This window comes from Rahnella sp. CFA14(1/10), assembly GCF_004195095.1.
Taxonomy (GTDB): Bacteria; Pseudomonadota; Gammaproteobacteria; order Enterobacterales; family Enterobacteriaceae; genus Rahnella; species Rahnella perminowiae.
Window position 1 is genome coordinate 385,576 of sequence record NZ_SEWS01000005.1, and the last position, 12,923, is coordinate 398,498.

Consider the following 12,923-nt stretch of genomic DNA (forward strand, 5'->3'; position numbering starts at 1 on the left):
TACTTACTCGTCCGGGTTACGCATGTTTATCATATTGTGAGCGCATAACAATTTACCGGGGAGATATTATGACAACATCAGCGGAAGATAAATTATCATCGCTGGCCACTGTTCTGGCCCGCCGTGACTGGGAAAAACCGGCCTCGACACAGTGCAACAGGTTACCTGCACACCCGCCGTTTAACAGCTGGCGGGATGCAGAAGAAGCGAGAGATAATAAGGCTTCAGGAAACATCCGTAGCCTGAATGGCGAGTGGGCATTCAGCTATTTTAACCGTCCTGAAGCCGTGCCGGAGCAATGGCTGCAACAGGATCTGGCAGGTGCCGACGCTGTGCAGGTGCCATCAAACTGGCAACTGGCGGGTTATGACGCACCGATTTATACCAACGTTCAATACCCCATCCCCGTCAATCCGCCGTTTGTACCGGCAGAAAATCCTACGGGTTGTTACTCGCTCACAGTTTCTGTGGATAATGACTGGCTGAGCAGCGGGCAGACGCGCATTGTGTTCAACGGCGTTAACTCTGCTTTCTATTTATGGTGTAACGGCCGGTGGATCGGGTATTCACAGGACAGCCGTTTACCGGCGGAATTCGATCTTAGTGGTGTACTGCACGCCGGTGAAAACCGTCTGGCGGTCATGGTGCTGCGCTGGAGTGACGGCAGTTATCTGGAAGATCAGGATATGTGGCGGATGAGCGGGATCTTCCGCGACGTCACCTTGCTGCATAAACCGGCGGAGCAGATTACCGACTTACAGGTGCGCACGCATTTGTTTCATGGCTTCACGCAGGCCGAACTGGAAGTGCAGGTCAGCGCCGCCGTGCCGCAGGAAAACGCAGCGGATTACCAGATACGCGTCCAGTTGTGGCAGGGCGACAAGCCGGTTGCACAGCATCTGCAACCACTCGGCAGCGAAATCATTGATGAGCGCGGGTCGGCATTTGACCGAACCACGCTGCGTTTGCCGGTCAGCCAGCCTGCGTTGTGGAGCGCTGAGCAGCCCGCCCTCTATCGCGCTGTCGTTTCCCTGATTTCTCCGCAGGGGCAGCTTATTGAAGCTGAAGCCTGCGATGTGGGCTTCCGTCAGGTAGAAATCAGCAACGGATTGCTGAAAGTGAACGGCCAGCCGGTGTTGATCCGCGGCACCAACCGCCACGAGCATCACCCTGAAAACGGTCAGGTGATGGACGAAGCCACCATGCGCCGGGACATCGTGCTGATGAAGCAGCATAACTTCAACGCCGTACGCTGCTCGCATTATCCGAACCATCCGCTTTGGTACAAACTTTGCGATGAATATGGCCTGTATGTGGTCGATGAAGCCAATATCGAAACTCACGGCATGCAGCCAATGAACCGTCTTTCGGACGATCCGGTCTGGTTCAACGCGTTCAGCGAACGTGTGACGCGTATGGTTCAGCGCGACCGCAACCATCCGTGCATCATCATCTGGTCACTGGGCAATGAGTCCGGTCATGGCGCGAATCACGATGCACTTTATCGCTGGATCAAGTCTGTTGATCCCACCCGTCCGGTGCAGTACGAAGGCGGCGGAGCCAACAGTGCGGCAACCGACATTATCTGCCCGATGTATTCCCGTGTTGAGCAGGATCAGCCGTTCCCGGCCGTACCTAAATGGTCGATTAAAAAATGGATCAGCATGCCGGATGAAACCCGTCCGCTGATCCTCTGCGAATACGCCCACGCGATGGGCAACAGCTTTGGCGGCTTCGATAAATACTGGCAAGCGTTCCGCCAGTTTCCGCGTCTGCAGGGCGGTTTTGTCTGGGACTGGGTCGATCAGAGCCTGCTGCGCACCGGCGATAACGGCGAGCGTTATATGGCCTACGGCGGTGACTTTGGCGATACGCCCAATGACCGTCAGTTCTGCATGAACGGTCTGGTGTTTGCTGACCGTACGCCGCATCCGTCCTTGTTTGAAGCGCAGCGCGCCCAGCAATTCTTCCAGTTTTCGCTGATCAGCACCTCGCCGCTGATGCTGGAAATTCAGAGCGAATATCTGTTCCGCCACAGCGATAACGAACAACTGGTCTGGCGTATCGAACGTGACGGCGAGGTTATTTCGCAGGGCGAAGCGGTGTTAGATATCGCGCCAAACGGCAAACAAACCCTGAATCTGGGCGATATTCCCTCGTCGGAAGGGGATTTGTGGCTGAACGTGGCAGTGCATCAGCCGCAGGCGACCGCCTGGTCAGAAGCCGGGCACCGCAGCGCCTGGGATCAATGGCAATTGCCGCAACCAATGACCTTACAGGTAACGGAGAAAATTTCTGCTGTTACACCGGTACTGGAGCAGCAAAACGGCCTGATTACGGTAGCACATGGCACACAGCGCTGGCAGTTCAGCCAGCAAAGCGGACTGCTGGAACAGTGGTTTGATGGCTCAACGCCGCGTCTGCTGAGTGCGCTGCGCGACCAGTTTATCCGTGCGCCGGTGGATAACGATATCGGCGTCAGCGAAGTCACCCGTATTGATCCGAATGCCTGGGTTGAACGCTGGAAAGCGGCGGGTATGTACCAGCTGGAATCGCGTTTATTAAACATCTGTGCCGACCAGTTACAGGACAGCGTGGTGATCACCACCACTCACGCATTCATGGCGGGGGAAGAAACGCGACTGCTGAGCCGTAAGATTTTCCGCATCGATAATCAGGGCGAACTGCATATCAGCGCCGATGTCCGCGTGGCGTCAAATGTACCGTCGCCGGGTCGCATTGGCATGACCTGCCAGCTGGCGGACACCGCAGAAAACGTCAGCTGGCTGGGACTGGGACCGCACGAGAATTATCCTGACCGCCGTCTGGCGGCGCAGCACGGGCGCTGGACGTTGCCACTGACAGAGATGTACACGCCGTACGTTTTCCCGACCGAAAATGGCCTGCGTGGAGAAACCCGCGAACTGGATTACGCCGGATGGAAGCTGCGTGGAAACTTTCACTTTGGCCTGAGTCGCTACAGCCTGCAACAGCTGATGGACACCAGCCATCGTCACTTATTGCGTGAAGAAAAGGGCACCTGGCTGAACATCGACGGCTTTCATATGGGCGTCGGCGGTGATGATTCCTGGAGCCCGAGCGTCAGTCCTGATTTCCTGCTGACGGCCGGTCAGTATCATTATTCGTTCACCTGGAAGCGTGCCTGATATCCAGCGCTGCGGCCTTAACCCGCCGCAGCGCAGTATTCAGACGTAAGGAATCTGCTTATGTATTACCTGAAAAATACTAACTTTTGGATGTTCGGGCTGTTCTTCTTCTTTTACTTTTTCATCATGGGAGCCTATTTTCCGTTTTTCCCGATCTGGCTGCATGACATCAACCAGATCAGCAAAAGTGACACCGGCATCATCTTCGCCAGTATTTCGTTGTTCTCGCTGTTGTTCCAGCCGGTGTTTGGTTTACTGGCCGATAAACTGGGGTTGAAAAAGCATTTGCTGTGGATCATCACCGGCATGCTGATCCTGTTCGCGCCATTCTTTATTTATGTATTTGGCCCGTTACTGAAAATAAATATTTACCTTGGATCGGTAGTGGGCGGGATTTACCTGGGTCTGATTTACAACGCCGGTGCACCTGCGATTGAAGCCTATATCGAGAAAGTCAGTCGCCGCAGCAGCTTTGAATTTGGCCGTGCACGCATGTTCGGCTGTGTCGGCTGGGCGCTGTGCGCATCGGTGGTCGGCATCATGTTTACCATTAACAATGAATTCGTATTCTGGCTCGGCTCCGGCTGTGCGGTCATTCTTGCTATCCTGTTGCTGATCGCCAGGCCGGAAGTGACCTCCAGCGCACGTGTGGTCAATGAACTGGGGGCGAACAGCAAACCGTTCAATTTCAAACTGGCCGTCGAACTGCTGAAAGATAAAAAACTGTGGTTCCTGGCGCTGTACGTCATTGGCGTCTCCTGTACGTATGACGTATTTGACCAGCAGTTTGCTAACTTCTTTACCTCCTTCTTCGCGTCATCTTCTGAAGGGACGCGCGTCTTTGGCTATGTCACCACCATGGGCGAACTGCTGAACGCCAGCATCATGTTCTTCGCACCGCTGATTGTGAACCGGATTGGCGGCAAGAATGCTTTATTGCTGGCCGGTGCTATTATGTCCGTGCGTATCATCGGTTCATCTTTCGCGTCGTCACCGCTGGAAGTGGTGGTGCTGAAAACCTTGCATATGTTTGAGGTGCCGTTCCTGATTGTCGGTTGTTTCAAGTACATCACCTCAGTGTTTGAAGTGCGTTTCTCGGCGACGATTTATCTGGTGACCTTCTGTTTCTTCAAACAGGTGGCGATCATCTTTATGTCCGTTTTCGCGGGCAATATGTATGACCGTATCGGTTTCCATGGCACCTATCTGATCCTCGGATTAGTCGCGCTGACCTTCACGGTGATTTCTGCCTTTACGCTGAGCGGTCGCGGCCCTCTTCAGGCATTCAAAACCCCTGAACCGTTAAAAAACAGCCACGCAAATCCTTAATTTATCTGCAGTCTTTGTTACGAAATTGGCACTTCATCGCATTGTTAGTTAACCTTACAGAACACTTGCTGCCTCGTTAAACGGGGCAGCTTTAGTTTTTGCAGCCCGTGAGGGTGTAATTTTGGGGTACCTTAAATGGATGATTTGAACGTGGTGGGCAGCATCAATAATGCTGGCAACTGGTTGGTGAGAAACCAGGCGTTATTGCTTCATTACGCCGTGAATATTGTGGCAGCAGTCTTCATTCTGATTGTGGGGCTGATTATCGCCCGCATCGTTTCCGGTGCCGTCAGCCGGGTGTTAAAAGTTCGTGGTATTGATATCACGGTTTCCGATTTTCTTTCCGCCATGGTGCGTTACGCGATTATCGCCTTCACGCTGATTGCGGTTCTGGGAAGGATTGGCGTGCAAACCACGTCCGTGATCGCCGTCATCGGTGCCGCCGGTCTGGCCGTCGGTCTGGCATTACAAGGCTCACTGTCTAACTTTGCGGCGGGCGTTCTGCTGGTGATTTTCCGGCCGTTCCGTGCCGGTGAATATGTTGACCTCGGCGGCGTGGCCGGTACTGTCACTCAGGTACAAATTTTTTCCACTACCCTGCGTACACCGGATAACAAAATTATTGTGGTGCCAAACGGCAAAATCATCGCCGGTAACATCATCAACAATTCACGTGAACCGACCAGCCGTATCGAGCTGACTGTTGGCGTAGGTTATGATTCTGACATTGATCTGGTGAAAAAAATCCTGACCGATATCATCACTGCCGATCAGCGCGTTTTGCAGGATAAAGGTGTCGTGGTTCGTCTGAACGAAATGGCGGCATCTACCCTGAATTTCATCGTGTATGCCTGGACCAACAACGGTGATGCGCAGAACGTGAAATGGGATCTGCTGGAATCGTTCAAACGTGCGCTGGATAAAAACAATATCAATATTGCTTATCCGCAAATGGATGTTCACCTGTATCAGGTGGCGAATGCGGCGGGCAGCCAGCAGGAAGAACGACGCACTTTCGAATAGTAAATATCTCCCGGATTCGGATTTTCACAGGCGCCTGCGGGCGCCTTTTTCATGCCTGAAATATCCCACTGTCGCTGATAAGCCAGGCTAATGACCGATTAGAAATTTCCATTTCCTCTTATGCCCGCTAAGCCCTTACACTGCGCGCAATCTCTGTTACTGATTCTCTGAAGGATATCCCTATGCTGGCAATTTTCCTGCAAGGACTGGCGATGAGCGCCGCGATGATTTTACCGATTGGCCCGCAAAATGCATTTGTGATGAATCAGGGCATCCGCCGTCAGTATCATCTGATGATCGCCGGCTTGTGCGCGCTGAGTGACATTGCGCTGATTTGCGGCGGTATTTTTGGCGGCAGCGCGTTGCTGAGCCAATCCCCGACGTTACTGTTGCTGGTGAGCTGGGGCGGTGTGGCATTTTTACTGTGGTATGGCTGGGGTGCATTTCGTACGGCATTCAGCAAAAATCCCGAACTGGCTCAGGCTGAAGTGGCGAAGCAAAGTCGCTGGAAAATTGTCGTCAGCATGCTGGCGGTGACCTGGCTGAATCCGCACGTTTATCTTGATACATTCGTGGTGCTTGGCAGTCTGGGCGGCAGCCTGAGCCATGATGAGCGTTCGTGGTTTGCGCTCGGTGCCGTCAGTGCGTCAGTGATATGGTTCTTCGGGCTGGCTATTCTCGCCGCTATGCTCGCGCCATGGCTTAATACCGGCAAAGTGCAGCGGGTGATAAACTTTATCGTCGGCGTCATTATGTGGGGGATTGCAATACAACTGGCCCGTCAGACCGGGGTATTTTGAGTTTTGTCACTAATCTTAGTTTCTGTTGCAACGGATTATGCTACGGTTTCGCAGATTGTTTGACCTATCTATTGCCAGATCTTTGATGATTAATGGAGGCACTGTGAAACTGAAAGCATTGGCTGTAGCAGCGATGTTGGGATTAGGGACATTACCGTTGACGTTACAGGCGGCAGAATTACCTGCCGGGCCGCACGTCGTCACGTCAGGCACCGCAAGCGTGGATGCCACGCCGGATATCGCGACGCTGGCGATTGAAGTCAGCGTGTCAGCGAATGATTCGGCCAGCGCCAAGAAGCAGGCTGATGAACGCGTGGCGGAATACTTTGCTTTCCTGCAAAAAAACGGCATTGAGAAAAAAGATATTAATGCTGCCAACCTGCGTACTCAGCCGGAATACAACTATCTGAAAGACGGCACGTCGCAGCTGAAAGGCTACCGTGCAGTACGTCAGGTTCAGGTAACATTACGTCAGCTGGACAAACTGAACGAACTGCTGGATGGCGCACTGAAATCAGGTCTGAATGAAGTGCGTGCGGTTGAACTGGGTGTTGCCAATCCGGATAAATTCCGCGATGAAGCACGTCAGAAAGCCATCGAAAATGCCACGCAGCAGGCAAAATCACTGGCCGAAGGTTTCCATACCAAACTGGGGCCGGTTTACAGCATCCGTTACCACGTTGCTAACTACCAGCCGATGCCGGTTGCACGTATGTATAAAACGGCTGAAGCCGCAGGCCAGAGCGATGTGGCGCAAACCTACGAGCAGCAAAGCATTCACTTCGACGATCAGGTCGATGTCGTTTTCGAATTGCAGCCTCAGGCTCCCGCACAGTAAATATGAAAAAACCCGCTCCGGCGGGTTTTTTATTTCTGTTTTCGCCAGGCAAATCAGTCCTGACGCAACACCTGATGGCCGTGTGCCAGCAGGGCATCGGTCACTTTGCGCATCATGCGGCTTTCCGGTGCAAAACGGTGCCAGTAAAGCATACGGCGCTGGAAAAGACCCGGCGTCAGGTCGATCAGCTCACCGCTTTCCAGTTCTTTCTCAATCTGTAAATGCGGGATCATGCAGCAGGTGGTGCCCTGACGGGCCAGTTGTACGAACGCTTCCGATGAGTTAACGATATGGCACGGCACGCTGCCAGGCGATAAATCGAAGTTCTGTTGCAGGAAGGCCTGATGCATATCATCAAGATGGTCAAATGCCACCGCCGGTGCTTTCAGTAAGGCGGAGCGGGTGACGCCGTTCGGAAAATAGCGATCAGCGAAAGGTTTGGAACCCACAAACAAATAATCCAGTGCACCGAGCTGATCCACCAGACAACTCGGCAGTGGCTGTGGCTGTATACTCACCGCACCGACGACTTCGCCGCGACGCAAGCGCTCCTGCGTTCGGGTTTCGTCTTCCACCTGTAAATTAAGACGGATAGGGGAATCGACCAGCACCGATTTCAGCGCAGGCAGTAACCAGGTTGCCAGACTGTCGGCGTTGACTGCCAGTGAAAGCAACAGCGGTGTATCGTTGCTTTCGTGATTGCTGTCGCTGCCCAGCCACTCTTCTTCCAGTAATTCCACCTGATGTAACAAGGCCAGCAATTTCTGCCCCTGTTCAGTCGGACGGGGGGGAACGGTACGGACCAGCAGCGGCTGGCCGAACAAATTTTCCAGTTGCTTAATGCGCTGAGAGACTGCCGATTGTGTGATGCAAAGCTTCTGTGCTGCGCGTTCAAAACCGCGCTCACGGATCACCGCGTCCAGTGCCTGCAGCGTTCTATAGTCCGGGCGTTTCATCGGAGTTCTGTCCCTTGGATTCAATGTTATCGGGACACTATGCCACAGATTGTCAGGTTTTGTGGTGAGGAAAATCGGGGTGTTTGCAACACAATTGCACTTAATAAGTGTGATCTGGTCACGCTCTTGACTGCCCAATCTGCCGGGACATGCTTTATAATCACCCGCACTCTTCGTTTCACCGAACCATTCACGCCACTTTCGTGTTATCAGACAGAGAAGCCATTATGACGCAGGAAGAATTGAAAAAAGCAGTCGGTTGGGCCGCGCTGGATTACGTGACGCCGGGCACCATTGTCGGTGTCGGCACCGGATCCACTGCCGCGCATTTCATCGATGCACTGGGTTCCATCAAAGGCCAGATAGAAGGCGCCGTTTCCAGCTCCGACGCCTCAACTGCAAAACTGAAAAGCTTAGGCATCCATGTTTTCGACAGCAACGAAGTGGATTCGCTGGATGTGTATGTTGACGGTGCAGATGAAATCAATGGCGCAATGCAAATGATCAAAGGCGGCGGCGCGGCGCTGACCCGTGAAAAAATCATTGCCGCGATTGCCAAAAAATTCATCTGCATTGTGGATGCCTCTAAGCAGGTGGATGTGTTGGGTAAATTCCCGTTGCCTGTTGAAGTGATCCCGATGGCTCGTTCTTACGTGGCGCGTGAACTGGTGAAACTCGGCGGCCTGCCGGAATACCGTCAGAATGTACTGACAGACAACGGCAACGTGATCCTGGATGTGCACAACCTGAATATTCTTGATGCTGTCGCGATGGAAAATAAGATCAACAGTATTGCCGGTGTGGTGACTGTCGGTCTGTTCGCCAACCGGGGGGCTGATGTGGCGCTGGTCGGGACTTCCGAAGGTGTCAAAACCATCAAACTGAAGTAATCAGCCTATAAGCAGAAGATCTGGCTGCTTTTGTCCCGGGCAGCCAGTCTCCGCCTCGTCATCCCGCTGTCATAACGCAATGTTATGAAGATGATAATTTTCCGACTGAATCATCTTTTATTTAAAAGCTTTAATTTGGTGACTTATGTCACATTCCTGTATTTCTCCTCCTGAACGTCTGGCTCAGCAAAATCTAACCAGCATGAAATGCTAAAAACCAACAGGTGCGCTGAGCCTTCTGCTGGGGGGCAGGCAATCGTTTGTATTGATGATGGCGGATTTTTTGTTATGTTGACTGTGAGCAGTCACCATGCAGTTTGAATTCAGTCAGAAAATTATAGGGTCGGGAAATGGCAAAAGTATCACTTGAGAAAGACAAGATTAAGTTTTTGTTAGTGGAAGGCGTCCACCAAAGTGCGGTTGATACACTCCGTGCCGCGGGTTACACCAATATTGAATTTCACAAAGGTGCTTTAGACACGCAATCGCTGAAAGAATCGATCCGTGACGCGCACTTTGTTGGACTCCGATCGCGTACTCAGCTGACTGAAGAAGTGTTCCAGGCAGCAGAAAAACTGGTGGCTGTTGGATGTTTCTGCATCGGCACCAATCAGGTGGATCTTAAAGCTGCGACCCGTCGTGGTATTCCGGTCTTTAACGCACCGTTCTCCAATACCCGTTCGGTTGCGGAAATGGTGCTGGGCGAAATGTTGCTGATGATGCGCGGTATTCCTGAAGCGAATGCGAAAGCGCACCGTGGTGTGTGGAACAAACTGGCAGTCGGTTCATTCGAAGCGCGTGGCAAGCGTCTGGGGATCATTGGTTACGGCCACATTGGTACGCAGCTGGGGATCCTGGCGGAAAGCCTGGGGATGCGCGTCTTCTATTACGACATCGAAAGCAAACTGCCATTGGGTAATGCGCAGCCGATTGCGACGCTGGAAGAATTGCTTAACACCAGCGACGTGGTCACCTTGCATGTGCCGGAAACTGCCGGTACGAAAGACATGATTTCGGAGGCGCAGCTGGCCCAGATGAAACCGGGCGCGCTGCTAATCAATGCCTCACGCGGCACCGTTATCGACATTCCGGCGCTGTGTGATGCACTGCGCAGCAAACATCTTTCCGGCGCGGCGATTGACGTCTTCCCGGAAGAACCGGCGACCAACAGTGATCCGTTCAATTCTCCGTTGTGTGAATTCGACAACGTCCTGCTGACGCCACACATCGGTGGCTCGACAATGGAAGCGCAGGAAGGTATCGGCCTTGAGGTGGCAGGTAAACTGGCGAAATACTCTGACAACGGTTCAACCCTGTCAGCGGTTAACTTCCCGGAAGCCTCTCTGCCTGCGCATACCGAGAAAGCCAGCCGTCTGTTGCATATCCATGAAAACCGTCCGGGGGTGCTGACCAGCATCAACCAGATTTTCGCGGAGCAAGGGATTAATATCGCCGCACAGTATCTGCAAACCAGCCCTGAAATCGGTTATGTCGTTATCGATGCTGAAACAGATACCACGACGCTGAATACCGCACTGCAACTGATGAAGGCAATTCCGGGAACCATTCGTGCCCGTTTGCTTTACTGAGCATATCAGCCATAAATGACAAAGCCGCCGGAAGGCGGTTTTTTTGTTTCTGGCATCAGGGTAATAAACAATATCCGCTGGTGAACGCGGGAATCAAAACGTCAGAAGTAAAAAGACAGGGTGATCAGACCACAGAGGATCACTGATGAAAAAGTGATTTCGAACAGGTAGCGGCGCAGGATCATCTGTCAGTACCTCGGGCGGATAAACGGAGAAAAAAACACCCGGCGAACCGGGTGTTAAATTAACAGTCTTGATAAGCGCGAGCAGCGATGCTCACGAAGACTTCTTCGTTACTTCTTATGCTGCCGGGGTAGCTTTTGCAGCCGGAGCAGCTTTCTTAGCATGTTTTACGTGTTTTTTAGCAGCCTGGGCTTTCTGTGCAACCGGAGCGGCTTTCTTAGCATGTTTTACGTGTTTTTTAGCAGCCTGGGCTTTCTGTGCAACCGGAGCGGCTTTCTTAGCGTGTTTCACGTGTTTTTTAGCAGCCTGGGCTTTCTGTGCAACCGGAGCCGCTTTCTTAGCGTGTTTCACGTGTTTTTTAGCAGCCTGAGCTTTCTGAGCGACCGGTGCTTTCTTCGCTGCTTTTTTGTGTTTCTTGGCAGCCTGCGCTTTCTGAACAGGTTTCTTGTGTGCTTTATGCTTAGTCGCATGAGCCGGAGTCGCTGTAGTTGCTGTGGCAGCAGGTGCCGGTGTTGCTGTAGTTTCAGCAGCGAAAGCGACAGAAGACAGGCCCATTGCAGCGGCTACAACCAGAGCTAATACTTTTTTCATGTTTAATTCCTCAGGAGTCTTGGTTTATGTGTCTACCCCACTGCGGGGCCGATGTGAGAATAATAGGCGTGACGAACCCTGTTGTCCGTGAGTGATTGGTTTCGGCGTGTAACGGTATGTATAAGCGGTAAATATGCTTTATTTCAAAGGGTTGGTTATTTCTGACAAAAGAGGAGATGCCGGAGGCTGCAATTAGTTACAACATACTAATAAATGATATGCTCTGTTTCCGGCTGACACCTTACCTGCAGTGAATTTATATTGCCTGGCATCACCAGACCCACACTTTTCCGGGCGTGATGACTTCAGGTAATGGTACATCCCAGTGTTCAGCCGGTAAGGCATCGACATGCTGACAATCGTGCGCCAAACCTATCGGATACGGACCGCCCGCTTCCCGGCGCTCAAGTGTGCGGTCATAAAAGCCTCCCCCCATACCTAAGCGTTGCCCGGCACTGTCGAAGGCGACCAGCGGCGTCAGGATGATATCCAGTTGCGGCAGCGGAATAACCTGAGTGACATCCAGTTGTGGCTCCAGAATTTTGAGACGATTACGCACCAGCGGCGTGTCGGGCGTATAACGCAAAAAAAGCAGGTTTCCGGGCGAGAAAGGGTGCAGTACCGGCAGGCAGAGTTGTTTGCCTTCGTTCCACAAGCGGCCGATCAACGGTGCGGTATCCAGCTCACCATCAAATGACAGAAACAAAGAAACTGTAGAGGCGGACATAATCTTCGGGTGGGTTGCGACGCGTTCTGCAGCCTTAAGGGCAAAATCAGTTTGCTGTTCAGCAGTCAGAGCCTGTCTGCGTTGGCGTATTTCACTGCGGAGAATTTGTCGGGCTGATGCGAACAGAGGAGTATAAGACATAGATACAAACACCAGAAAGGGATGTACCGCAAAGAAAGGGGGATCTCCGAGATGCCGTCGCAGGCTGTAACCCTTGAACCCATGGTTCAAGGTGAACGTGCTGTCGCAATCTTTAGGCTTCTCGGACGGGCCGAGCATGCGCACCGATTACGGATCATCACATTCTGTTGGTACTAATTATCGGCTCAGGGGACGGGCCCGCTGGCGAACATCTCAGAGAAATTTTTTACCGTTTCTGACAACCTGTGACCAGTCAGTCAGCAACGTGTGTTATTCGAAAGGCGCCCCTTCACGTTCAGAGATCCGGCCTTGTTCGAGCAATGCCTGCTCGATGGTTTGTTGCAACATCCGGATACGTTGTTCCATATTGGATGCGTAATCGCGAGTTTTCAACCTTTCCTGAGCAAGTTCGTGACATACGTTCAATGCCGCGATGAATACCAGTTGCTCGGTATTGGTGACTCTAGTGCGAACTTTCAGATCTTGCAACCGCTGATTAAGATCTTCAGCTGCCAGATTCAGTGCTTCCTGTTGTTCTGGCGGACAATTCACCCGTAAAGAGCGACCAAAAATTTGAATATCTACCGGTTGTGCAGACATGCCACCTTCCTGCTGATTTATTCGTCCGCCCCAACGTGACCACTACGACCTGGCGCAGGATGTTGGAAGCGGGCGCCACTATAACTATC

General features: G+C 52.4%; 11 protein-coding genes and 1 other RNA gene. 7 read left to right on the forward strand and 5 right to left on the reverse strand.

What is annotated here, in order from left to right:
• The first annotated feature begins 68 nt into the window (after positions 1-68).
• From EVX52_RS12695 to EVX52_RS12715, 5 genes are all read left to right on the forward strand, one after another.
• Entirely contained in the window at positions 69-3,167 is a 3,099-nt protein-coding gene (locus tag EVX52_RS12695) for a beta-galactosidase (RefSeq protein ID WP_129991414.1), read from the forward strand.
• Positions 3,168-3,227: 60 nt separating this feature from the next.
• Positions 3,228-4,496, forward strand: coding sequence for an MFS transporter (locus EVX52_RS12700; RefSeq protein ID WP_129953018.1), 1,269 nt, complete (start codon positions 3,228-3,230; stop codon positions 4,494-4,496).
• A gap of 135 nt (positions 4,497-4,631) precedes the next feature.
• Complete coding sequence (mscS, locus tag EVX52_RS12705) at positions 4,632-5,519, forward strand: small-conductance mechanosensitive channel MscS (protein WP_129991415.1); 888 nt, start codon at positions 4,632-4,634, stop codon at positions 5,517-5,519.
• Positions 5,520-5,701: 182 nt separating this feature from the next.
• Positions 5,702-6,319, forward strand: a complete 618-nt coding sequence (argO, locus tag EVX52_RS12710; protein WP_129953016.1) for an arginine exporter ArgO — start codon at positions 5,702-5,704, stop codon at positions 6,317-6,319.
• A 103-nt stretch (positions 6,320-6,422) separates the two neighbouring features.
• On the forward strand, positions 6,423-7,157 hold the full coding sequence (locus tag EVX52_RS12715; RefSeq protein ID WP_129953015.1) for an oxidative stress defense protein: 735 nt from the start codon (positions 6,423-6,425) through the stop codon (positions 7,155-7,157).
• 53 nt (positions 7,158-7,210) lie between these two features.
• On the opposite strand, the gene EVX52_RS12720 is transcribed toward EVX52_RS12715, so the two are convergent.
• A complete protein-coding gene (locus tag EVX52_RS12720) occupies positions 7,211-8,113 on the reverse strand; it encodes a LysR family transcriptional regulator ArgP (protein WP_129953014.1) in 903 nt (300 codons plus the stop codon).
• 227 nt (positions 8,114-8,340) lie between these two features.
• On the opposite strand from EVX52_RS12720, the gene rpiA reads away from it, so the two are divergent.
• Together rpiA and serA are read left to right on the forward strand one after the other, a co-directional pair.
• Complete coding sequence (gene rpiA, locus EVX52_RS12725; protein ID WP_129953013.1) at positions 8,341-9,003, forward strand: ribose-5-phosphate isomerase RpiA; 663 nt, start codon at positions 8,341-8,343, stop codon at positions 9,001-9,003.
• Positions 9,004-9,353: 350 nt separating this feature from the next.
• A complete protein-coding gene (gene serA / locus EVX52_RS12730; protein WP_129953012.1) occupies positions 9,354-10,592 on the forward strand; it encodes a phosphoglycerate dehydrogenase in 1,239 nt (412 codons plus the stop codon).
• A gap of 300 nt (positions 10,593-10,892) precedes the next feature.
• On the opposite strand, the gene asr is transcribed toward serA, so the two are convergent.
• From asr to zapA, 4 genes are all read right to left on the reverse strand, one after another.
• The gene (gene asr, locus EVX52_RS12735) at positions 10,893-11,366 is read right to left on the reverse strand and encodes an acid resistance repetitive basic protein Asr (RefSeq protein ID WP_129991416.1); all 474 of its coding nucleotides are present in this window, start codon (positions 11,364-11,366) and stop codon (positions 10,893-10,895) included.
• Between the two features lie 271 nt (positions 11,367-11,637).
• The gene (locus EVX52_RS12740) at positions 11,638-12,234 is read right to left on the reverse strand and encodes a 5-formyltetrahydrofolate cyclo-ligase (protein WP_129953011.1); all 597 of its coding nucleotides are present in this window, start codon (positions 12,232-12,234) and stop codon (positions 11,638-11,640) included.
• A 39-nt stretch (positions 12,235-12,273) separates the two neighbouring features.
• Positions 12,274-12,457: non-coding RNA, 6S RNA (ssrS, locus tag EVX52_RS12745), on the reverse strand.
• Positions 12,458-12,504: 47 nt separating this feature from the next.
• A complete protein-coding gene (gene zapA / locus EVX52_RS12750; RefSeq protein ID WP_013576788.1) occupies positions 12,505-12,834 on the reverse strand; it encodes a cell division protein ZapA in 330 nt (109 codons plus the stop codon).
• Between the last annotated feature and the right edge of the window lie 89 nt (positions 12,835-12,923).

Bases quoted from the DNA above. Each gene is read 5' to 3' on its own strand.
- argO (WP_129953016.1), top strand. From the start codon at position 5,702: ATGCTGGCAATTTTCCTGCAAGGACTGGCGATGAGCGCCGCGATGATT.
- EVX52_RS12695 (WP_129991414.1), top strand. From the start codon at position 69: ATGACAACATCAGCGGAAGATAAATTATCATCGCTGGCCACTGTTCTG.
- zapA (WP_013576788.1), bottom strand. From the start codon at position 12,834: ATGTCTGCACAACCGGTAGATATTCAAATTTTTGGTCGCTCTTTACGG.
- rpiA (WP_129953013.1), top strand. From the start codon at position 8,341: ATGACGCAGGAAGAATTGAAAAAAGCAGTCGGTTGGGCCGCGCTGGAT.
- EVX52_RS12720 (WP_129953014.1), bottom strand. From the start codon at position 8,113: ATGAAACGCCCGGACTATAGAACGCTGCAGGCACTGGACGCGGTGATC.
- asr (WP_129991416.1), bottom strand. From the start codon at position 11,366: ATGAAAAAAGTATTAGCTCTGGTTGTAGCCGCTGCAATGGGCCTGTCT.
- EVX52_RS12700 (WP_129953018.1), top strand. From the start codon at position 3,228: ATGTATTACCTGAAAAATACTAACTTTTGGATGTTCGGGCTGTTCTTC.
- EVX52_RS12740 (WP_129953011.1), bottom strand. From the start codon at position 12,234: ATGTCTTATACTCCTCTGTTCGCATCAGCCCGACAAATTCTCCGCAGT.
- serA (WP_129953012.1), top strand. From the start codon at position 9,354: ATGGCAAAAGTATCACTTGAGAAAGACAAGATTAAGTTTTTGTTAGTG.
- mscS (WP_129991415.1), top strand. From the start codon at position 4,632: ATGGATGATTTGAACGTGGTGGGCAGCATCAATAATGCTGGCAACTGG.